At 56.5% G+C, this 21,863-nt stretch carries 21 protein-coding genes; 9 read left to right on the top strand and 12 right to left on the bottom strand.

Annotated features, from left to right (window positions below):
• Positions 1 to 2: 2 nt before the first annotated feature.
• Entirely contained in the window at positions 3 to 1,379 is a 1,377-nt protein-coding gene (allB, locus tag B9A24_RS05825) for an allantoinase AllB (protein ID WP_234997017.1), read from the bottom strand.
• 57 nt (positions 1,380 to 1,436) lie between these two features.
• On the opposite strand from allB, the gene pucL reads away from it, so the two are divergent.
• A complete protein-coding gene (pucL, locus tag B9A24_RS05820) occupies positions 1,437 to 2,282 on the top strand; it encodes a factor-independent urate hydroxylase (protein WP_084444236.1) in 846 nt (281 codons plus the stop codon).
• Between the two features lie 155 nt (positions 2,283 to 2,437).
• On the opposite strand, the gene B9A24_RS05815 is transcribed toward pucL, so the two are convergent.
• The 3 genes from B9A24_RS05815 to B9A24_RS05805 form a co-directional block, all read right to left on the bottom strand.
• Positions 2,438 to 3,364 carry an XdhC family protein gene (locus B9A24_RS05815; protein WP_234997015.1) on the bottom strand — a complete coding sequence of 309 codons (927 nt, stop codon included), beginning with the start codon at positions 3,362 to 3,364 and terminating at the stop codon, positions 2,438 to 2,440.
• A 7-nt stretch (positions 3,365 to 3,371) separates the two neighbouring features.
• On the bottom strand, positions 3,372 to 5,678 hold the full coding sequence (locus B9A24_RS05810) for a xanthine dehydrogenase molybdopterin binding subunit (RefSeq protein ID WP_084444234.1): 2,307 nt from the start codon (positions 5,676 to 5,678) through the stop codon (positions 3,372 to 3,374).
• A 140-nt stretch (positions 5,679 to 5,818) separates the two neighbouring features.
• Positions 5,819 to 7,243: an FAD binding domain-containing protein gene (locus tag B9A24_RS05805; RefSeq protein WP_084444233.1), complete on the bottom strand. Its 1,425-nt coding sequence runs from the start codon at positions 7,241 to 7,243 to the stop codon at positions 5,819 to 5,821.
• Positions 7,244 to 7,477: 234 nt separating this feature from the next.
• Here B9A24_RS05805 and bamE point away from each other — a divergent pair, with 234 nt between their 5' ends.
• Positions 7,478 to 7,834 (top strand): outer membrane protein assembly factor BamE domain-containing protein, encoded by a 357-nt coding sequence (gene bamE / locus B9A24_RS23190; RefSeq protein ID WP_143434784.1) that lies wholly within the window; start codon positions 7,478 to 7,480, stop codon positions 7,832 to 7,834.
• A 158-nt stretch (positions 7,835 to 7,992) separates the two neighbouring features.
• Here the strand turns inward: bamE and rny are convergent, their stop codons facing one another.
• The 4 genes from rny to pheT form a co-directional block, all read right to left on the bottom strand.
• The gene (gene rny, locus B9A24_RS05795) at positions 7,993 to 9,660 is read right to left on the bottom strand and encodes a ribonuclease Y (RefSeq protein WP_084444231.1); all 1,668 of its coding nucleotides are present in this window, start codon (positions 9,658 to 9,660) and stop codon (positions 7,993 to 7,995) included.
• Positions 9,661 to 9,771: 111 nt separating this feature from the next.
• Positions 9,772 to 10,062 (bottom strand): cell division protein ZapA, encoded by a 291-nt coding sequence (locus B9A24_RS05790; protein ID WP_084444230.1) that lies wholly within the window; start codon positions 10,060 to 10,062, stop codon positions 9,772 to 9,774.
• Positions 10,063 to 10,090: 28 nt separating this feature from the next.
• Positions 10,091 to 10,387: a hypothetical protein gene (locus B9A24_RS05785; protein WP_084444229.1), complete on the bottom strand. Its 297-nt coding sequence runs from the start codon at positions 10,385 to 10,387 to the stop codon at positions 10,091 to 10,093.
• Between the two features lie 132 nt (positions 10,388 to 10,519).
• Positions 10,520 to 12,940 carry a phenylalanine--tRNA ligase subunit beta gene (pheT, locus tag B9A24_RS05780; protein ID WP_084444228.1) on the bottom strand — a complete coding sequence of 807 codons (2,421 nt, stop codon included), beginning with the start codon at positions 12,938 to 12,940 and terminating at the stop codon, positions 10,520 to 10,522.
• A 142-nt stretch (positions 12,941 to 13,082) separates the two neighbouring features.
• Between pheT and B9A24_RS05775 the strand changes: the two genes are divergently transcribed.
• On the top strand, positions 13,083 to 13,691 hold the full coding sequence (locus B9A24_RS05775) for a Uma2 family endonuclease (protein ID WP_084444227.1): 609 nt from the start codon (positions 13,083 to 13,085) through the stop codon (positions 13,689 to 13,691).
• Here the strand turns inward: B9A24_RS05775 and B9A24_RS05770 are convergent, their stop codons facing one another.
• A complete protein-coding gene (locus B9A24_RS05770; RefSeq protein WP_084444226.1) occupies positions 13,692 to 14,312 on the bottom strand; it encodes a DUF1684 domain-containing protein in 621 nt (206 codons plus the stop codon).
• A 220-nt stretch (positions 14,313 to 14,532) separates the two neighbouring features.
• Entirely contained in the window at positions 14,533 to 15,276 is a 744-nt protein-coding gene (gene radC / locus B9A24_RS05765) for a RadC family protein (protein WP_084444225.1), read from the bottom strand.
• 124 nt (positions 15,277 to 15,400) lie between these two features.
• Between radC and B9A24_RS05760 the strand changes: the two genes are divergently transcribed.
• From B9A24_RS05760 to B9A24_RS05735, 6 genes are all read left to right on the top strand, one after another.
• Positions 15,401 to 16,639 (top strand): metallophosphoesterase, encoded by a 1,239-nt coding sequence (locus B9A24_RS05760; RefSeq protein WP_084444224.1) that lies wholly within the window; start codon positions 15,401 to 15,403, stop codon positions 16,637 to 16,639.
• A 160-nt stretch (positions 16,640 to 16,799) separates the two neighbouring features.
• On the top strand, positions 16,800 to 17,408 hold the full coding sequence (locus tag B9A24_RS05755; RefSeq protein WP_084444223.1) for a hypothetical protein: 609 nt from the start codon (positions 16,800 to 16,802) through the stop codon (positions 17,406 to 17,408).
• A gap of 111 nt (positions 17,409 to 17,519) precedes the next feature.
• Positions 17,520 to 18,200, top strand: coding sequence for a carboxypeptidase-like regulatory domain-containing protein (locus B9A24_RS05750; RefSeq protein WP_084444222.1), 681 nt, complete (start codon positions 17,520 to 17,522; stop codon positions 18,198 to 18,200).
• Positions 18,201 to 18,386: 186 nt separating this feature from the next.
• A complete protein-coding gene (locus B9A24_RS05745) occupies positions 18,387 to 19,346 on the top strand; it encodes a cation diffusion facilitator family transporter (protein ID WP_084444221.1) in 960 nt (319 codons plus the stop codon).
• 49 nt (positions 19,347 to 19,395) lie between these two features.
• The gene (gene uvsE / locus B9A24_RS05740; protein WP_084444220.1) at positions 19,396 to 20,313 is read left to right on the top strand and encodes a UV DNA damage repair endonuclease UvsE; all 918 of its coding nucleotides are present in this window, start codon (positions 19,396 to 19,398) and stop codon (positions 20,311 to 20,313) included.
• 27 nt (positions 20,314 to 20,340) lie between these two features.
• Positions 20,341 to 20,697, top strand: coding sequence for a hypothetical protein (locus B9A24_RS05735; protein ID WP_084444219.1), 357 nt, complete (start codon positions 20,341 to 20,343; stop codon positions 20,695 to 20,697).
• An 87-nt stretch (positions 20,698 to 20,784) separates the two neighbouring features.
• Here B9A24_RS05735 and B9A24_RS05730 read toward each other — a convergent pair whose 3' ends face one another.
• Together B9A24_RS05730 and B9A24_RS05725 are read right to left on the bottom strand one after the other, a co-directional pair.
• Positions 20,785 to 21,099, bottom strand: a complete 315-nt coding sequence (locus B9A24_RS05730) for a hypothetical protein (protein ID WP_143434783.1) — start codon at positions 21,097 to 21,099, stop codon at positions 20,785 to 20,787.
• A 233-nt stretch (positions 21,100 to 21,332) separates the two neighbouring features.
• Positions 21,333 to 21,659, bottom strand: a complete 327-nt coding sequence (locus tag B9A24_RS05725; RefSeq protein ID WP_084444217.1) for a hypothetical protein — start codon at positions 21,657 to 21,659, stop codon at positions 21,333 to 21,335.
• Between the last annotated feature and the right edge of the window lie 204 nt (positions 21,660 to 21,863).

The following is a 21,863-nucleotide window of genomic DNA, read 5'->3' as shown; positions in this document are numbered from 1 at the left end:
AGCTAGCGCGTAATGATTTCACCCTGATTGAGATGAGTAAAGCTGGGATGATCGTACACCTGACGCCCCCTCAGAAACGTCTGGGTCACCAGGCCCCGTAGCTCCTGTCCAATGTAGGGCGATACTTTGTGCCGATGGTGCAGCATATCAGCCGTTACAGTGAAAACTTGCTCTGGCTCCACGACTAATAAATCGGCATCGTAGCCCTTGGCAAGCTGGCCTTTGCGGCCCTGCTGCCCGATCAGCCTGGCCGGATTGGTGCTCAACCACCGAACAAGGTCCGCCAGACCTGCGCCGCGTTTTTGGGCTGCTGTCCACAGCACGGGCAAGGCAAGCTGCAACGACGCAACACCACCCCAGGCCGTAGTAAAATCTCCGCTTTCCAACTGCTTCAAATCGGGCGGCGCGGGCGAATGGTCGGTGGCTACAAAGTCGATAATACCGTCCTGCAAAGCCCCCCAGAGCTGGTTGTTATTCAATTTTTCCCGAATCGGCGGGGCGCACTTGAACTGCGTCTGGCCGTCTGCTATGTCTTCGGCGTTGAAAAACAGGTAGTGCTGGGCGGTTTCTACGGTCAGCGGCAATCCTTTGTCTTTAGCCGCGGCAATGGGTGCAATAGAATTGCCCGACGATAAATGCACGATGTGGGTCGGGCAGTTATATTCCTCACACAGCCGAATCATTAGCGCCACGGCTTCATCCTCCCAGCTTTTGGGGCGAGAAGCGAGGTAGCACTGGTAAGAGCGCTTATCTGCTGGCTTCCACGCCTCATTGTCGGTCGTTAGCTCGCAATGTACCAGCAGCGGCAAGCCATGGCGGGCCAGAATAGGCATCACTTGCCGCAGATCCTGCTCAGTGGCATTCGGAAAATCGTCGATGCCGGAGTGGGTCAGAAAGGCTTTAAAACCCAGCACACCGTGCGCAATCAGCCCTTCTATTTCGCCAATATTGCCTGGCACGACGCCGCCCCAAAACCCACAATTCGTGTGTAGCTGACCTTCTGTTGCAGCGAGTTTTAACGCCAGATTAGCTACTGAGGTAGTCACCGGTGCCGAGTTCAGGGGCATATCCACCAGGGTCGTGAGGCCGCCGGCCAGGGCGGCGCGGGTGGCCGTGTCGAAGCCCTCCCATTCGGTGCGGCCCGGCTCATTGATGTGGACGTGCGGGTCAATCAGGCCCGGTAGCAGCGCCCTTTTTTGCACGTCATGAATTGGGCAGTCGACGGCCGTGGTGGCGGGCACCACATCCACAATGCGCCCGTCTTGCAGCAACACTAGCGCCTCCCGCACACCCTGCGGAGTTACTACGTTTTTACTTTTTATAGCTGCATCCAGCATATAAGAGAACAGAATGGGCGGTTGGCAGGATTTATCCTTCAATCTAGCAGGATAATTTTCTAGATTGGAAATCTTTCTAAGTGCAACCAACCACCACAAATGGGTATCAAACTAGGAATCAATGCCTACGGGAAAAATGCGGTCAATCTATCCAAGATCATCCGCCACGCCGATCACCATGAGTTTCGCCAGATTTCGGTGAGTGTGGCGCTGGAAGGCGATTTCGAAACCGCCCATACGCTCGGCGACAATTCCAAAATCCTGCCCACCGATACCCAGAAGAATACGGTGTATGCGCTGGCTAAAGAGCATTTCACTTCTACCATTGAAGCATTTGGTATGCATCTGGCCAATTTCTTTTTCACCCGAAATCCGCAGGTAAGCAAGGTTAAAATTGAGTTGGTGGAGCACGGCTGGCAGCGCATGTTTTTCGACGGGGAAGCGCACACGCACGCCTTTACCGGTGGCAGCACCGAGAAGCGGCGCGCTATCATAATCCAGACAGCCGATGGCGTGCAGGTTTCTGCCGGCCTCCAGGATTTGTTACTCCTAAAAACTACCGACTCAGCTTTCGAGAAGTACATCAAAGACGAGTACACCGTTTTGAAAGAAACCACCGACCGGATTCTAGCCACAAAGTGCGAAGCCACCTGGCCATACTCGGCCACCGATATTGATTTTGAGGCTACCTACCAGCGAATCCGTAATACACTGCTGCGCACGTTTGCGGGGCACAAGAGCCTGTCGGTGCAGCAAACACTTTATGCTATTGGGGAGCAAATTCTGCTGGAGAATGAAGTGGTGAAGGAAATCAGCCTCACCATGCCCAATAAGCATCACATTCCCTTCAATCTGGAGCAGTTCGGAATGGAGAACAAGAATGAAATCTTCATCGCCACCGACGAGCCTTTTGGCTACATCACTGGCACGGTGGTAAGAGAGTGATTGGCTCTATAAATACCCCCCAGACGGTCATGCAGAGCGGTAGCGAAGCATCTCGCTTGCGGTTGTGGGATTACTAACCCAGCATCAGCACGCGAGATGCTTCGCTTTGCCCTGCATGACGGTCTTGCTTGAAGTAATATTACTTAGAGGCACTTCTACTTCGCATTCTTTACTGCAATCAGTTGCGCGGCGATGCTGATGGCTATTTCCTCGGGCGTTTGACTATTGATAGGCAGGCCAACGGGCGCGTATAAGCGCTGTAATTGCTCAGGCGGAATGCCTTCTGCCTGGTAGTCATTGAGCATCTTCTCTATTTTCTTTTGGCTGCCGAGCAATCCCAAAAACCGGAGCCGCTTGCTCAGGAGGGCTCGCACGGCTACATCATCGGTGCGGTAGCCGAAGGTCATAATGACCACATACTGGTTTTCGCCTTCGGGAATTAGCGTTTGTAACTCAGCGTAGCCGGCTACCTGCGTTTTATTATGGACGTAGTTGTTGGCCAGAAAAGTATTGAGCTGTGGCCTGTCTTCGTAGAGGTGAAGGCAAAAATCGAGTGGACGAAGAAGCTGAGATAGAGCCAGCGCGCAATGGCCGCTGCCGATGATATGCAGGTGATTTTTGTAACCAATTTTCTCCTGATAAAGCCACTCATTCTCGGACTCTTGGCGGAACAGATAATCTTGCGCTGGCAGCTTGTTTGCCTCGAAAGAAATGCCCCCCGGTGCCAAGGTCAGCGTGCCGGTTTGCTCTTGTTGAAGACCCGTTAGAAGTTGCTGAATTGCCGGCGTATCTGTGGTACGCACGGGATATAGCAAAACGGTTTGCTCGCCGGAGCAAATCATGCCGCTCTGGTCCTGGGGGGCTTTTTTGTTATGAATTTGACGGTGCAAGGAGCTACTAAGTGCTAGCTGCGTGAGTTTCTCGCGGGCCAGTTGTACCAGCTTGTGCTCCATAATGCCGCCGCCGATGGAGCCTTGCATGGTGCCGTGTACATCTACGCTCATCGCGAAGCCTTGCCGCCCCGGACTACTCCCTTGGCTTTGAACCACATAAAGCAGCATAGCCGGGACTCTGTCGCGCAAACTTTCACTAAGAAGCTGCCACGTGGCGAAGGCTCTGCTCATGTACGTGTTGGGTGCCGGTAGCCGACTGCGGATATAAGCCCAGCAACACTTTCTCCGGAGTCATCGGAGCGTCGAAGGCAATGGGGGAATTGGGGTTAAAGGCTTTGATGGCGTTGCGCAGGGCGAAATAAGTGCCGATGCCATACATAAACGGCGGCTCACCCACAGCCTTGGAGCGGAAGATAGCGAGGTTGTCCTGCTCTGTTTGCAGGGGCTCAATGGCAATTTCCTTCGGTACTGAGTAGATATCGGGTATTTTGTAAGTAGAAAGTGTATTGGAGCGAAGCCGGCCCGCTGAGTCATAAAGTAGTTCTTCCAACGTCATCCAGCCTATACCCTGCACAATACCGCCTTCAATCTGGCCCCGGTCGACGGCTGGATTCATACTACGGCCGAAGTCGTGCACCACTCTTACCGCGTCCACCTGGTAGGTGCCACGCACACAATCCACCGTTACGGTTGTAATGGCCGTGCCATAGACGTGGTAGGCGAATGGATGCCCCTTTTCGGTGGCTTTATCGAAGTGCACATCCGGCGTGGCGTAGTGGGCGTGCTCCGACAAGCTTACCCGTTTCAGGAAAGCTGCCGTTACCAGCTTCTTCCAGTCAAGCTCGGTTTCCTGGCCGTTGAGCAGCACCTGTTCATCCTGTAGCTCAATGGCTGTTTCCGGCGCTTGTAGCACCTGGGCTGCAACCTCTTTAAGTCGCTTTATTATTGCCTGACAAGCCAACTGAACAGCTTTGCCGTTGAGGTCGGCGGTGGCGCTGGCAGCGGATGGCGACGTATTGGCAATGCGGTTAGTGCTGGTGGTTTGCACGCGCACCTTGGCGGGGCTGATAGAAAGCGTTTGAGCGGCTACCTGCAGCATTTTGGTATTTACCCCCTGACCCATTTCAACGGCCCCCGTACTCACCCGCACGCTCCCATCATAGTAGACGTGGACCAAGGCCCGCGCTTGGTTCATGGAGGTGTTGGTGAACGAGATACCAAAGCAGATGGGCATCAGTGCTAATCCTTTTTTATACAAAGTGCTTGTCGCGTTGAAGGCATCCACCTCCTGTCGCAGCTTTTCCACGTCGTACAACTCTTCCGCCTTATGCCAGCAGGCCTGCGCCTCGCTCACGGCTTTCTGTCCGAATGGAAATTCGTCGCCCGTCTGGTTCAGGTTCTTTTTCTGAATAAGACAGGCATCAATGCCGAGCTTTTCGGCGGCGGTGGCAATAGCGGATTCCATTACGAACTTAGCCTGTGGGCCACCGAAGCCCCGAAAAGCTGTATTGGGGGGCAAATGGGTGCGGCAGCTAAAGGCCGTGGCCCGCACATTGGGAATGAAGTAGGTGCTGGTGGTGTGAAACAGCGTCCGCTCCATAATGGCCGGCGAGAGGTCGGCGGCGGCCCCGGCATTTTGGTAAAAGTCTACTTCGTAAGCAACGATTTTGAGGTCTTTATCCAGTCCGATTTTGAAGTCAGAGGAATATGGGTGGCGCTTGCCGGTCATGGCCATGTCTTCGAGCCGGTGTAGCACGTACTTTACCGGCCGGCGCAGGTGGTGCGCGGCCAGCGCGCACAGGGCCACCCAGGCATTGGCCTGATCCTCTTTTCCCCCAAAACCGCCTCCCAGCCGAATAACATCTACTTCCAGCTGATGCATAGGCACACCCAGAACCCGCGCCGCTGTGCGCTGCCCGGCCGTGGGGCTTTGGGTAGAAGAGTAGATCTTCAGCTCACCGTTTTCCTGCGGAATGGCGTAGGCACACTGCGTTTCGATATACAGGTGCTCCTGCCCGTTGGTGTCGGCTGTGCCTTCAAACACATATTCGCACTGCTCCCAAGCCAGCTCGGTATTACCAAGGCGGAAGGTACGCGGCGGCACAATCAGCTTGCTCTGGGCATGGGCTACGCGTGGGTCGGTAATTACGGGCAGCGGCGTGATATCGACCTTAATTTTCTTCACCGCCGCCCGCGCCGCCTCATCCGACATAGCCACGACGAAGGCAATTGGCATTCCACAAAAATCCACCTCGTGCTCGGCCAGCAAAGGCTCGTCCGGAATGATGCCGCCAATCTGATTTTCGCCGGTAATATCCTGGTGGGTGAAAATGCGCACCACGCCGGGATGCTGAGCTGCCTCAGCAAGGTAGAGCTGCTCAATATGCCCATGCGCGACCGGGGAGCTGAACACAGCTCCAAACAGCGTTCCGGCCACCAACGGAATGTCATCCAGGTAGACCGACTGGCCTTTCGTGTGGTTGCCGGAATCTATGTTTTTCATGATAGTAGTTAGGGATTATAGGTACTCGGGCATAAGTAACCGCACACTAAAAAGGCGGTCATGCTGAGCGAAGTCGAAGCATCTCTACCGCTTCGTTGCAATGCTATTCAGACGAAGCGGTAGAGATGCTTCGACTTCGCTCAGCATGACAACCGACGCAGCAATTCCCGCGCATTCAGCCGCGGAAACAGTGCCAGGAAATGCGCTTTGATCAACTGATTTAAGAGGAGACGCTTATATGTCTCGGTGCCGCGGACGTCGCTGATGGGCGAAATTTCGGTCTGCGCTATTTCCAGTGCTTTCTGAATAAGTCCTTCCGAAACTTCTTTACCGATCAGATACTCCGAAGCTTTGGGCAGCAGCATCGGGACAGGGCCTACACCCCCGGCAGAAATTCCAGCTTTCACAATAAAGCCGTCCTGAACAGTGAAGCAGCAGGCCGAGTTGACACTGGCAATATCCAGATGGGTGCGCTTACTGACTTTCTCGAAGTGGAAGCAGCTGGCCGCGTCGGGCAACTCAAACCAGATAGCCGTGACATTCTCCTGGGGGGCTTTTTCTAATACTTTATAGCCCAGGTAAAACTGGCGCAACGGAATTTCGCGCGCCGTATGACCGTCGCTGAGTACCAGCTGCGCGTCCAGCGCCAGAAACATAATAGTCAGGTCGCCGATGGGGGAAGCGTTGACGAAGTTGCCCGCCACGGTAGCCATGTTGCGGATTGGCGTCGATGACACCAGTCGCAGAAAGGGGCGAAACGCCGGAAAAAATTCCTGCATCACCGCCGACTCGGCGAGGTCGCTTACCGTGGCCGCGCCACCGATTACGCAGCGGTTTTCCTGCCGGACAATACCCTGTAAATCAGCTTGATTGAAGAGAAAGCGAGTAGCCAGCTCACGCATCTGGTCGTGCTTCTGCACGTACAGATCCGTGCCCCCGCCTACAAATTGCAGCGTGCCGCTGAGGACATGCCCATTGGGCGAAGTATCCACCGCCAGTGCCCGCAGCCGGCTTTTAATGGAGGTAAAGTATTCGGGCAGAATCTGCTGCTCAGCAACATAAGTTGCCGGATCCTGGCCCTCCCCTGCTTCCAATAGTTGCGCCACTCTGGCGGCGGCCCGCTCAATGGATTTGTAGCCCGTGCAGCGGCAGATATTACCATCCACGGCAGCCACGGCATTTTGAGCCGTTGGCTTTTTCCCGCTCAGGCAGAAGCCGGCCAATGATACCACGAAGCCCGGCGTACAGAACCCGCACTGCGTCGCCGACTCGTCTACCATGGCCTGCTGAATCGGGTTGAGCTGTTCCATGTTAATCCCTTCCACCGTCACCACATGCTTGCCCTGCACATTGCCGAGCGGTGTGAGGCAGGAAGTAAAGGAGCGGTAGCGCACTTGGTCACCGGCAAGCTCGCCCACTAGTACCGTACACGCGCCGCAATCGCCCTCCCGGCACCCGATTTTAGTACCCGGTAGGTGCTGATTATAGCGCACATAGTCCAGCAGCACCGTACCCGCCGGCAAGTCCGTACTTACTTCATTGTTGTTGAGAATAAACTTCAGCACGGGAAAGGCATTTGAGGGGTTTGCGGAAGTTACTTGATTTGAGTGATATAACAGCGGCTGACCGAGTCCCAGGCATCTATGGGCATTGATCTGGCCTATTTCCTTGAGCTTTTTCCAAGAAGACCAGAATACAGAACTCGTAATATCAAACCTGATTTAGTCAATCAGCGCTGTCCTTAATTTGTAGCTTCTTTGTTCTCTTTGCTTACATACTACTTTCGTTTTCCAATCATTATGACTCCTTCACGCGATTGGGCGCTTAATCTTCTTTGGCTTGGTGCCGGAATGGTACTGGGTATTCTGGCCGTCGCCGGCTTTATCTATTATACCCTGACCACTGGTCCGCAAGTATACGAGGGTATGCACAACAGCGAAAAGCTACGACAAGTTAAGATTGGTATGACGCGGCAACAGGCTATAACCATCATGGGCCCGCCCCTATCCAAACGCGTACTGCTACCAGGGCTTGGCGGGGCTTATAATACCCCCGTAACCATTTACAACTATAGAACTTCTCCACTTGCTTCCGATGCAATCGCTTTTGTTCTAGACCCAGACAGTATAGTAGTCGGCACCAGCCATGGTAAATAAAAATTGCTGATAAACTTGGAGCTACAAGTTTATAGAATTTGACATTGCAATAGCTGTTCATTTATCAATATGATAGGACTGCTCGACACAAGAGTAAAAGGTAAAAAAGCCCCCCAGCACAAGTGCTGGGGGGCTTTTTTGACGTTTGAACAGAAGATCTACTTGGCATACGCTACGGCCCGCATCTCCCGAATGACGGTAATCTTGATCTGGCCCGGATACTGCATCTCCTTCTCGATCTTCTGGGAGATTTCGTAGCTCAGCTCCTGGGCCCGCTCGTCACTCACGTTCTCCGCATTCACCATCACGCGCAGCTCGCGGCCGGCCTGGATGGCGTAGCACTGCAGCACGCCGTCGAAGCCCACGGCCGTTTCTTCCAGCTGCTTGAGGCGCTTGATGTAGCTTTCCATCATCTCGCGGCGGGCGCCGGGGCGCGAGCCGCTGATGGCGTCACAGGCCTGCACCAGGGGCGAGACCATGGCAGTCATCTCAATCTCGTCGTGGTGAGCGCCGATGGCGTTGATAACGTCGGGATGCTCTTTGTACTTTTTGGCCAGCTCCATGCCCAGAATGGCATGGGGCAGCTCAGGCTCCTCGGTGCTTACTTTGCCAATGTCGTGCAGAAGGCCGGCGCGCTTGGCGTGCTTTACGTTCAGGCCCAGCTCGGCGGCCATGGTGGCGCAGAGGTTGGCTACTTCGCGCGAGTGCTGAAGCAGGTTTTGGCCGTAGCTGGAGCGGAAACGCATCCGGCCGACCATCTTGATCAGCTCGGGGTGCAGGCCGTGAATGCCGAGGTCGATAATAGTCCGCTCCCCGATTTCCACGATTTCCTCGTCGATGTTCTTACGGGTTTTAGCCACAATTTCCTCAATGCGGGCGGGATGGATACGACCATCCTTCACCAGCAAGTGCAACGACAAGCGCGCCACTTCGCGGCGCACGGGGTCGAAGCCGGAAATGATAATGGCCTCAGGCGTATCATCCACGATGATTTCCACGCCCGTAGCGGCTTCCAGCGCCCGGATGTTGCGGCCCTCGCGGCCAATGATCTTGCCTTTTACGTCGTCCGACTCGATGTTGAAAATCGACACGCAGTTCTCGATGGCGTGCTCGGCGGCCGTGCGCTGAATAGTTTCCAGCACCACTTTCTTGGCGTCTTTGGTTGCCGAAAGCTTAGCCTGGGCTACTACGTCTTTAATATAAGATGAAGCCTGAATCTGGGCCTCATTCTTCAGCGACTCCACCAGCTGCTCGCGGGCTTCGGCAGCGGAAAGGTTAGCGATGGTTTCGAGCTGGTGCTGCACGTCGTGGACGCGGGCGTCGAGGTCCTGCTCCTTCTGCTGGAGCTTGGCTTGCTGGGTTTCGAGGGTGAGGCGGCGCTTTTCTTCCTGGCTATCGAGGCGCTCGCGCTGCTGCTGGGCCTCCATTTGGAGCTTTTCGCGCAGGTTGTCAAGGTCTTGTTCTTTACGCTGGAGCTGTTCGAGCTGCTTTTGGGTAGTTTCGGTGAGACGCTTGATGCTTTGCTCCTGCTCTACTACCGTGGCCCGGCGCTCGGTTAACTCTTGTTCCAGAGCTTGCTTTTGACGCTTGCTTTCCTGCTCAAACTCGTTTTTGAGGGTTCGAAACTTGTCTTTGGACTGCTGAATCCGCTCGTCGCGGGTGCGGTTGGCCTGGGCTTCGGCTTCCTGCAGCAGTTGTTGGGCGCGGGCCTGGGCCTGGGCCTCATGGTCGTGCCGGGCCTTGCCGGCCAGACGGCGTCCCAGCAGGACGCCGGCCACGAGGGCAACGACGGCGGCCAGAACGATATAGATTATGTAGTTGGGCATGAGTTATGGTTTTTAGGGGTACTAACAAACCATAACAAAAAAGGCTGCCCAACAGTCACCGGGCGACGGAGCGCGAGCCCCGCCCGGTCGGGCAAAAAACTGCGCCAGTGCTCAGCTGAGCACCAGCGACGAAAGCAGCGCATCCAGGCGCGTAAGGCGCTCAGTGAGAGCGGCATCAGTGCCATCCTTTTCCTTGCTGACCTTCAGGCCGTCAGCCATGGTAGACAAGGCAATCATGGCCAGCAGGTCTTGCTTGTCCTGAATGCCGTACTGCTCGCGAAATTCCTTGATCCGCTCGTTGAGCTGCCGTCCGGCCAGGCGCAGGCGCTCCTCTTCCGGGGGACTCACCCGCATGGGGTAGTCGCGGTCGGCAATACGAATTTTAATGGATAAGTCACTCATCAGCAGGCGACTGGATGTTCGATGATCGTTATTCCCTCAAATAAGCGAGGCACTTGTCAATCTCGCGGATATATTCGTTTAGGCGCAGTTTAAGCTCGTTGACGTTGGCAGGTTCTTCTGCTATGGTATGGACAAGTTTAGCGATATTCTCCTGATTCTGGAAATCCTTGAGCTGCCGTTCCCGGTCGCGCACGTCGGCGTGGAGCTGCTGGATGGTGGTCTGAGCATCGGCTAGGTCCTCGCGCAACTGCTGATAGGCAGCCACTAAGCTGGTTACCTGCCGCTCCAGGCGGTCGAGTTGAGCAAGCTGCTGGGAGGAGGCCATGCGGGAGAATTATTTTTAGCGAATGTAAAGATGTAGCGCGGAAATCCGTTGCGCGTCGAGCAGCGGGCGAGAAGTTAGTATTGCGCTCACGCGTGATTTCTCGCTGCGCTCGACGCGGAATGGATTTCCGCGCTACCGGCGAATTACGGCGCCAGCCTGCTTCTCAAACTGCTGCATCAGGCGCTGCATTACGCCATCAATTGCCTGGTCAGTAAGCGTTTGGGTGAGGTCTTGCAGGCTGAAGCTGACGGAGTACGACTTCTTGCCTTCCGGCAGCTTGTCTCCTTCGTAGACGTCGAATACGTTCACACCGTGCAGCAGCTTGCGCTCGGCGCGCTGGGCAATCTGGCGCAGCTGGTCGAAGGTCACGGCTTTGTCCACTACCAGCGACAAGTCGCGGCGTACCTCCGGAAACTTGGGCAGTTCGCGGGCCACAAGGGCATTCTTGTATTTCTTCACCAGCCAGTCCCAGTCCAGCTCGGCGTACCACACGGGCTGATTTACGTCAAGGCGCTTGAGCACTACGCCAGAAATGCCCCCCAGGTGAGCAACCGGTTGGTTGTGAGCCAACAGTGTCAGGCCCCCAGCCAGATACAGGTGCTGTACGGGTTGGGAAGTGGGCGCGGCGTGGCCCAAGGCCGTCAGTACTTGCTGCACGGCACCGGCCAAGTGGTGGAAGGTTGTTTTTTCGGCTTTGTGCTGCCAGGTTTCGGCGGTGGCGTTGCCGGTGAGCAGGATTATCAGATGGTTTTTCTCCGCGTACTGGCCGTCGGCCTGGCGGTGGTAGGTCTTGCCGAACTCGTACAGCTTCAGGTCGCGCTGACGACGATTGAGGTTGTAGCGGACTACTTCCAGGGCGCTGTGCAGCACGGTGGGGCGCAGCACGTTCAGGTCAGCGCTGTTGTAGTTCAGCACGCGCACCAGGGCCTCGTTGGTTTCGCCTTCGGCCTCGAAGTAGCGGGCGTTGGTGATGGAGTTGGTGATGATTTCCGAAAAGCCCTGGCCGCTGAGCAGGCGGGCCGTGTTCTGGCGCAGAATCTCCGGGTCAGGGTTCGGGAACTTGGCCAGGAAAGAAGCCGCGTTGTGCGGGCGCAAAGCCACATTGTTGTAGCCGTAGATGCGCAGTATCTCTTCGATAACGTCGGCTTCACGGGTCACGTCCACTTTGAAGGAGGGTACGGTCAGCCACCAGTCATCGCCGTTTTCGGCGTGGATTACGATTTCTAAATCACTTAAAATCTGACGAATCTGCTCGGTGGCGATGTGCTGGCCCACCAGGCGCTCCACCCGCGAGAGGCGCAGTCGCACGGTGGCAGGCAGCATATGCTTGGGGTACTCATCCACGACTGGCGCGGCGATACGCGCGCCGGCCACTTCCTGAAGCAGCAGGGCCGCCCGCTGCAAGGCGACCAGCACTATGTGCGGATCGGTGCCGCGCTCGAAGCGGAAGGAAGCGTCGGTCTTGAGCTGGTGGGTTTGGCTGGTGCGGCGCACCACGGCGGGCGTGAAGTAGGCACTTTCCAGAAACACGCGTTTGGTGGCGGCACTCACGCCGGAATTTTGCCCCCCGAATACGCCGGCTAAGGCCATCGGCTCCCCGCCCCCACCGGCAATCACCAGGTCTTCGGCGCGCAGGGTGCGCTCGGTGCCATCCAGGGTCATGAACTTCTCGCCCTCAGCGGCGCGCTTCACCCGAATTTGCCCCCCAGCAATCTGGTCGGCGTCGAAGGCGTGCAGGGGCTGGCCCAGCTCGTGCAGCACGAAGTTGGTCACGTCTACCACATTATTAATCGGCGATAGGCCAATGCTGCGCAAGCGCCGCTGCAGCCACTCCGGCGATGGGCCGATCCGCACGTTTTCCAGCAGCAAACCAGCGTAGCGCGGGCAGGCTTCTTCGTCCTCGATAACAACCTGAATATTTTGCGCAGCCGCCGTGGGGGGCAAAAACGCGCTGACATCGGGCAGGTGGCAGGGCTGACGCAATAGGGCACGCAATTCGCGGGCCACGCCGTAGTGGGAGGCCGCGTCGGCACGGTTAGGCGTCAGGCCGATTTCCAGCACAGCATCGGAACCCAGCCCGAAATAGTCAGCGGCGGGCGTGCCGTTGGGCAAGCTCGTGTCGAGGACGATGATACCGGCGTGGGAAGTGCCCAGGCCGATTTCGTCCTCGGCGCAGATCATACCCTCGGAGGCGGCGCCCCGAATCTTGGACTTCTTGATTTTGAATGGCTCGCCCTGGGTTGGGTGCAGGGTAGCGCCTTCCAGGGCTACTACTACCTTCTGGCCGGCGGCTACGTTGGCAGCCCCGCACACGATCTGGCGGGGGGTGGCGTCGCCCACGGCTACGGTGGTCAGGCTCAGCTTATCGGCGTCGGGGTGCTTTTCGCAGGTCAGCACTTCGCCGATTACGAGGCCGCGCAGGCCGCCGGGAATGCTTTCCAGCTCTTCCACGCCTTCCACTTCCAGACCCGAGCCCGTGAGCAGAGCCGCCAGCTCAGTGGCCGATTTATCGGTGGGAATGAGCGTACGAAGCCAGTCGAGGGAGATTTTCATAAATAATAGTCGTTGTCAGGGGCCGGCTGACGGCGTTTTACCATCAGCCGGGCAAGCAAAGGTAGGAATTTGCGGAGCGGGCCAAAAAGCCCCCCAGCCCGGAGAGTTTTGCGTATCTTCGAAAAAAGCTATCAACCGCGTTATGACCAGCCGACCCACTATTTCGGAAGAAGCCGTTATCCTGCGTGGCCCCCTCATCACGGGCTTCAGCGACGAGGAGTTTTTCCAGTTCTGCCAGGATAAGCCCGATTTGCGCGTGGAGCGCACCTCCGACCACGAAATCGTTTTTATGTCGCCCGCCGGCTTTCTTTCCAGCGCCCACAGCGGCGAAGTATTTTTTCAACTCTCCCTTTGGAACAAGCAAACCCGCTTAGGCCGCGTGGGCAAGTCGTCGGCCGCCTTCGTTTTACCTGACAAAGCCACTCTTTCGCCCGATGCGTCGTGGCTCAGCAATGCTACTTGGGCGAAGGTGCCCGTGGAGCAGCGCAACAAGTTCCTGCCCGTGTGCCCGGAGTTTGTGGTGGAAGTAAAGTCCCCCTCCGACCGCCTGACGACCTTGCACACCAAGATGGAGCAGTGGCTGCGTAATGGCGTACAGCTCGGTTTTCTGCTCAACACAGAAGACGGAACCGCCCACGTATACCGTCCTGGCCAGCCCCCGATTGAAGTGCATGGCTTTGATAATGAGCTCAGTGGCGAACCTGTGCTGCCCGGCTTTGTGCTGGATTTGCGGCCGTTGCGCGAGGAGTAGTTAGTCCTTGTGAAAGGTCTTCTCCCCGGCCTTTATATACACCGATAAGATATTTTCAGCCGGCGGCACGGGGCAGGCAAACGACGCACTATAAGCGCAGAAGGGATTATACGCCGTGTTAAAATCGAGCACGATTTCGTCGTCGCCTTCTGCTACCGGCTCGGCATCGAGGTAACGGCCACCGCCGTAGGTATCGAAGCCGTTGGTTTTGTCGGTGAAGGGGATGAAGAGCGTGGTATCGGGGCCGTTGGCTTTGCGGAACACGGTAAGGCGCTGGGCTTCCTTTTGCCACTCAAACGCGGCGCGGCCCCAGCGCAGATACTTCTCATCTTTCCCGTCAGTGAGGCGCATGGCGATGGTGTCGCGCACGGGAAAGGGCTCGAACTGGGCCGTGAGGCGGTAGGTTTTGTTGGGCGCGAAGTAGTTAAGGCTGTCGAACTCCTGGCGCTGCTCGGCCGAGAGCGGTGAGCCTTGCACCCGCCGAAACTCGTCGTTTTTGGCGTGGCGGGCCTTCCCGATGCGGGCTACGTACTGCTCGTCGTTCAGCACGAGGTCTTGCAGAAAATAGCCGAGCACGAGGAGCAGGCCGAGAAAGATAAAGAGCTTGGGATTGAGGCGCATGGTAGCGGCAAAGATACCGGGGCGCGGCGGCTCTTGCTAGGTTTGAATCAGAAAAGCCCCCCAGCGGCGCTGGGGGGCTTTTTTAAATGTAGAGACACGTACCTATGTCTCCTCGTTGAACAATCACAGCGCTTGATTAAACAACATCAGCAATGATGAGACACAAATATGTGTCTCTACACGCAGCAATGGCCGCTTACGTGCAGTAACCCGCTTAGCATTACAGCACACCCTCATCGGCGAAGCTGTAGTAGCCGTGGTCGGTGTAGATGAGGTGGTCCAGGATGGGCAGGTCGAGGAACTGGCCGGCTTCTTTGAGCTTGCGGGTGAGGGCGATGTCGGCAGCGCTGGGCTTGAGGTTGCCGCTGGGATGATTGTGGACCAGGATGATGGAGCTGGCCAGCTGCTCCAGGGCGTGCTTGAAAATCATCTTCGGGTCGGCGACGGTGCCGGCCACGCCCCCGCTGCTGATGGGCTGCTTGCGCATGACCACGTTGGCTCTATTCAGTAGAATCACCCAGAACTCCTCGTGGGGCAAATCCTGAAGATTGGGGCGGATGAGCTGGTAGATATCGCGCGAGCAGGTGATGGTGGTGCGGGCCGCGGCGGCGGTTTCCTTGCGGCGGCGGCCCAGCTCCAGGGCGGCTATGATGGTAATGGCTTTCGCCTCGCCGATGCCTTTGTGGCGCATCAACTCCTTGACCGACAATTTGGCTAGCTCATTCAAATCGTTTTCTACCGCGCTCAGAATCAGCCGGGCCACGTCCACGGCCGAGAGCCGGGCAGTGCCCGAGCCGAGTAGAATCCCCATCAGCTCGGCGTCGGAGAGAGCGGAGCGGCCTTTTTGCAGCAGCTTTTCGCGGGGCCGGTCTTTTTCGGCCCAGCTCTTGATGCCGAAAGAAGTCGGGGCTTCGTAGCGGATGAGCGCGGCCGATTCTTCCGCCAGATTGTCAAACGATTCCATGCTGCATCATTGTTGCGGGGAGCGGGCGTTTAAAGTAAACTTCGCATTCCGCCGTCTATCCTATTTTACTACGGTTGTTTCAATAACTAAACCAAAGCCGCCGGAATCCTCCTTACCCACCTGCATGTCACGAATTCTGAGTTTTCCCTTCATTCTATTGCTCATCTTAGCCGAATGGTACGGCTACCAGGCTATAAAAACTCTACTTCCAGCCAGCTCACTGAGAGGGCGGCGGCTCGCGGCGGCTATTTACTGGGTCGTTACGGTCCTAGCCTGGAGCTTGGCTGTCTGGGCCATTAGCACCCGTCATAGCGGACCGGCTCCTTACAAAACCTATTTATCCAGCGCTCTGGTTGGCTTGCTGCTGGCCAAGATTGTGGTGGTACTCTTTTTACTTCCCGAAGACCTGGTTCGGATGGGACGCTGGGTAGTGCGCCAGTTTACCCAACGTGCTACTGCCGCCTCGGGCTCGCCGATTACCCGTAGTCAATTTTTGAGCGGCTTGGCGCTGGTGGTGGCCGGCATTCCGTTCGTGGCCTTTATCTGGGGTATGCTGCGCGGCGCTACCGACTACCAGGTGAAGCGCGTGACGCTGCGCTTTCCCAACCTGCCGGCCGCGTTCGATGGCTTCAAGGTGCTCCAGATTTCGGACCTGCACACGGGCAGCTTCAACTCGAGCGAGCCGCTGGCGCGGGCCGTCCGGCTGATTAACAAGCAGCAGGCTGACCTCATTTTCATGACTGGCGACCTGGTAAATAACGTGGCCACGGAGGTGGAAGCGCATATTGATACGCTGGCTCAGATTCAAAGCCAGCTGCCCAAGCTCTCCATTCTCGGCAACCACGACTACGGCGACTACGTGGAATGGCCTTCGCCGGAGGCCAAGCACGAAAACCTGGCCCGCCTGGCCCGGAACCACGCCAAAATCGGGTGGCGCCTGCTGCTGGATGAAAGCCACACCATCGAGCGCGACGGCGAGAAAATAGCCGTGCTGGGCGTACAGAACTGGGGCGCCCAGATGCGCTTTCCCAAGTATGGCAACCTGCCCAAAGCCCACGCCGCCAGCGGCGACGCACCCTTCAAAATCCTGCTTTCCCATGACCCCTCGCACTGGGAAGGCGAGGTGCTGAGCTACCCCGACATCGACCTTACCCTCTCTGGCCACACTCACGGCATGCAGTTTGGCGTGAATCTGCCGTTTTTCAAGTGGAGCCCGGTGCAGTACGTGTACAAGCAGTGGGCGGGGCTCTACCAGCAGGGCCAGCAGTATCTGTACGTGAATACCGGCCTGGGCTACCTCGGCTATCCGGGCCGGGTGGGCTTCCTGCCCGAAATCACCGTGTTTGAGCTGCGGCGTGCTTAATCAGCCGTATTACTTGGATATAAAAAAGCCCCCCCAGCACCAACGCTGGGGGGCTTTTTTATATCTAATAATTCAATTTAACAACTGTAAAAAAGCTGAACCGTATAGCGGCCGTGGTCTGATTCTCGGACTGCTACTTTCTCCCTCCTAACTCTTTGTCATGAAAAAGACCTTCTTATTATTCTCCTGCGCCGGCGCACTGGCATTGGCGTCCTGCTCGCAGGAAAAAGCGGCCGAAACTACGACCACAACCACGACTACCGAGACGGTCAGCACGCCCGCTACGGAGGCTACATACCGTACCCGCGCTAACCGCATTGCCACGCGTATGGCTACCGACCTGAAAATAACGGATACGACTGTGGTGGCCCGCGCTGAGGATATATATTTCAACCGTTCGCGCCGCCTTGCCGAGCTGGAAGCGCAGTACACCACTGATACCACCGGCATGTATACGGCCATGCAAGCCATCAATATCGAAACCGATAGGGAGTTCAAAACCGTTTTCTCCGATCCAGCTCAGTACGAGGCGTATGTGGCCAACCGTATGAACTACGCCGAGGAAATGTACGTGGCTGAAGCTGCTACACAAACGGCTTCGGCTGACCAGGGCGTAACCAAAGTGGAAGCCGATGGCGACACCAAAACCAAGTATGCCGACGGCACCAAGGTTAAAACGGAGTCGGACGGTGAGATGAAAATAAAGGCTGCCGACGGCTCCAAAGCAAAAGTGGACGACGACGGCGAAATCAAGATGAAGGAGGAATAACGAACCCCTTCGTCTGTTTTATGGTTTTAAAAAGCCCGCGCCTGCAACGGTGCGGGCTTTTTTTGACTCTGTAGTTGGCTACCTTGCAGTTTGGTTGCGTTAGTATAGTTAATGATCTTTCTGCTTCGTCTACTACCCCTATTCTGGAATAAAGCGGCCCTGCTGCTGGCGCTGGGCCTGTTGCTGGCTTTGTCGGCGTCGGCGCAGCTGCGCGTGTCGGGCACGATTACCAATGCCGCCGACGGCACGCCTGTACCCGGCACCACGGTACGCATCAAGGGCAGCAAGGCTGGCGTAATAGCCAATAACGACGGCGACTTTCGCATCGACGTGGCGTATACCGACACGTTGGAGTTTATTTCGCTGGGCTTCCAGACCAAGCGGCTGGCCCTGGGCCGTTCGGGGCTTTCCCAGCTCATTGTGCAAGTAAAGCTGGACCGCGCCAGCATACAGCTGGGCGAGGTGCGGGTGCAGGAAGGCCGCCCGGCTGATGCGCAGATAAAAAAGGCCCTGCGCAATGTGCGTCGCCCCACGCCGCCCGCCAACGCCGTAAAACGCCCCCCAGCGCCCAAGCCCCTGTTTCCCGTCGACTCCACGGCTCCGAAAGCCCCCGTGGCTACCCTGGAAAACCCCGCCAGCCTGCTCTACGACGCCCTGTCGCGGGAGGGCAAAGAGCGGCGTAAGCTGGAGGAATTGCAGCAGCAGGAGGCCCTGAAGAAGAAACTGGAGCAGGCCCGTCGCGACCGGGAGCGCTACAATCGCAATTTCAAGGATAACCGGGGGTATGAGTAAAGGCATTCGGTAGTGATTAGGACAATTGCTAACCCTGACGCCCATACCGGCGTTTGTGTGGGTATACTACCCGCCCAAGTGTACTTGCGCTTCGCTGGCCAGATTTCTCTCGATGGGGGCATCCGACAAGGCATAAGTGGTGGATAAAGGCTACGGCAATACGTAGCGCTCCTAACATCTCTGCTTATGGCCAACTCTTCCAAAACTGGTATTTACGCCGCCATCGGGGCCAATCTGGCTATTGCCGTTTTAAAGTTTGTGGCGGCCAGCTTCACGGGCTCCTCGGCCATGCTCTCGGAAGGCATTCACTCGGTAGTGGATACGGGCAACGGCCTGCTGCTGCTACTGGGTATTCGGCGCAGCAAAAAAGCCCCCGACGACGACCACCCGTTTGGCCACGGCAAAGAGTTGTATTTCTGGTCCCTGATCGTGGCCATTCTAATTTTCTCTATTGGCGGCGGTATGTCGTTTTACGAAGGCATTTCCCATATCCGTAACCCCGCCCCGCTTTCTGACCCTACCTGGAACTACGTGGTGCTGGGGTTAGCCGCCGCTTTTGAAGGAGCCGCACTGTTTCTGGCCCTGAAAAACTTCAACGCCACCCGCGGCGACAAACCCTTTTGGTTTGCGCTCCGGGCCAGCAAGGACCCCGGCAACTTCGCCATCATCTTCGAGGACACGGCCGCCCTGCTGGGCTTGGTAGTGGCAGCTCTGGGCGTGTTCCTGGGTCATGCCCTGAACAATCCTTACCTCGATGGCGTGGCCTCCATTGTTATCGGCTGCATTCTGGCTTTGACAGCCATATTTCTGGCGTATGAAAGCAAAGGGCTGCTCATTGGCGAAGGTGCCGACCCGGCGGTCATACAGAGTATCCGGGCGCTGGTGCAGGCCGATGCGGCTATTCTCAATGCCAAGCGCCCGCTGAGTATGCACTTTGGGCCGAACGACGTCTTTCTGGCTTTGGATGTAAACTTTCAGCCGGGCTTGTCGGCGGCGGAAGTAGAAGAATCGGTGGACCGCTTGGAAAAAGGCATTCGCCAGCTGCACCCCGACGTGCAGCGAATTTTCATTGAGGCGCGGGCCGTGTCGAAAGAGCGGACGAACAAGGCCCAGCGGGAGGAAACCGGTATTCCGTTAGCCCGCTGATCAGCGCCTAGGCACAACAGGCGGCGCGCGACGCACGTAAGCCTAAGCTATGAAAATTGGGTATCCCTGCGTAAATGAAACGCTCGACTGCAGTGCCGCCACCACGTTTCGGCTGGCTTCCTACAACGATGAGCGTCTGGTAACCACCGTCACCAATAATCTGACTTGTTTGCAGCGCATTCTGGAGTATAACGTGCAGCATGGTCTGCTCTTCTTCCGGATTGGCTCGGGCATAGTGCCCTTCGGCTCCCATACCGTGAACACCTACCCCTGGCAGACTGAATTTGCCCCCCAGTTCCGGGCCATTGGCGACTACATCAAGACTGAGCAGATGCGCGTGTCCTTTCACCCCGATCAGTTCGTGGTGCTCAACTCGCTCGACCCCGGCATTGTGGAGCGTAGCATCGCCGAGTTGGTGTATCAGGGCTCCATGTTGGATCTGATGGGCCTGGACAGCACCGCCAAGCTGCAAATTCACGTCGGGGGCCTGTATGGCGACCGGGATGTGGCCATTGAGCGCTTTATTACAACGTATCGCACGCTGCCCGAAGCGGTGCAAGTGCGCCTGGTAGTTGAGAACGACGACCGTTTGTTTAGTCTGCGCGACTGCCTTCGGGTGCACGAGGCCGTGGGCATTCCCATTCTGTTCGACAACTTCCACCACGAGTGTCTGAACCACGAGGAGCCGATGCGGGAAGCCCTACGGCTGGCCGCCGGCACCTGGCACCCCACCCACGACGGCGTGCTGATGATGGACTACAGCTCCCAACAGCTTGGCGAGCGCAAAGGCAAACACACCTTCTCGCTGGATGAGAATCGGTTTCGAGAGTTCCTGACCCACCTCAACGGTCTCGATGTGGATATGATGCTCGAAATCAAGGACAAAGAAGCCAGCGCATTGCGGGCAGTAGCTATTTTGCGCGAGCTAGGGCTGGCAGCGCCAGTTCCGCTGGCTACCTCGGTTTAGCGTATACTCTTCTTCATTCCCTTTCTTATGAAACAACCAAATGCCCCCCAGTCCGGTGCCGACCTGCTTGCCGGCACCGTACACGCCCTGCAAGGCGGCCTTACCTCTCTGCCCTTGAGCACGGCTCATACCAACATCGACACCTGGCAGGAAACGCTCCAACAGAGCGGCATCCCGGAGCTGCAGGACATCGACCGGGAGCTGGGCAATTTGCAGTCGTTGCTTAGCGATGCCAACGGCATTGATGGTGAAGCCGTGGGTCAATCATTGGATATACTGGGCACCCAAACCCTGCAAGCCGCCGCCCACGCCACCCCCGACGCGCAAACGGCCCTCCGCGCCCTCGGCGACTTGCTGCTACAACACGGCGCAAAGTTGAAATAGCGGGCCTTTTTTAAAATTTCAGATGCACGAAAAAGCCCCCCAACGCTACGGATGGGGGGCTTTTTCGCGGGTACTTGTTTCTCTTGCCTATTGCGGCGGGCCGGTAGATTCCGGGGCGCGGGCCGGGCGCGGCTTTTTAGCCTTCGTCCGCCTAGAGCGCTGCTTATCCGTGTTTTCCACGCCCGGCGAAGCCTTGCCATCCATTACCGTTTGGCGTTTGCGCACGCGTTCCTGGGTCGGCTGCTGGGTAGGTGGGGGGCTTTGATCAATGGTGCCGATGGGCTTGATTTTTGGATCGGTGGGCGAAGGCATAGCAGACGCCGGCGAGGTCGTGGTGGGTGTTGTTTGAGCTTGCGCCGCACCGCCTAGCAGCAGGGCCGCAACTATAAGTCTATTTTTCATATTTAACGGCGTAAGTACGTAAATAATCATCCAGCGCGTTGGGGTGACTTCAGTGTGTACGCACAAATACTTTACGTAGCTATTGTATATAATTACGGCAAATTTTTAAATCATTTTAAGTGCTGATAAAAAACACTTTCTTAGAACATAAACATGCTGGAAACAAAAAACAAAATCCCGCCTTACTCTCGTAAGGCGGGATTTTGTTTAAGCTGCTAAACAAGCAGGAAGACTTATTTCGAAGGATCAACCTTCATTTTAGATTTCTTCTTTTTGCCTTTTACTTTCACGTCAGCGTCTTTCCGCGTGGTGGCAGGAGCGGCGGGGGCAACAGTGGTGCTTTGCGTCTCTACGGTTGTGCTAGTCTGAGCGGGCACGGTCGTAGTGGTATTGATAGTGGCGTCGGTGGCCGGAGTAGTCTGCGTTTGAGTGGTCGTGCTCTGGGTGGCAGCCGGAGTCGTGGTCTGCGTGGTCGTCGTGCTCTGACCCGTGGTAGTTTGGGCATTAGCGGCAGAAATTCCGGCAACCAACAAAGCGACTAAAATCAGGGACTTTTTCATATAGGCAGTACTAAGTTAATCATATAGGCAGTACTAAGTTAAAAAGAGATTTAAAGAGTCAAAAGCAAGTGCTAACGCACTAGCGCTATCTGTCAGAAGATAATCGCAAGCCCTCAACGACAACAGGAACAAATAAGTTACAAGGCTTCGTGTTTATATAAAATAAAAACTCCATTCAATCTATTTAATACTCGCCTACTACAT

Source organism: Hymenobacter roseosalivarius DSM 11622 (genome assembly GCF_900176135.1).
GTDB classification, from domain to species: domain Bacteria; phylum Bacteroidota; class Bacteroidia; order Cytophagales; family Hymenobacteraceae; genus Hymenobacter; species Hymenobacter roseosalivarius.
The sequence above is the reverse complement of the archived record's forward strand: the minus strand, read 5'-3'. Positions and strand labels throughout refer to the sequence as shown.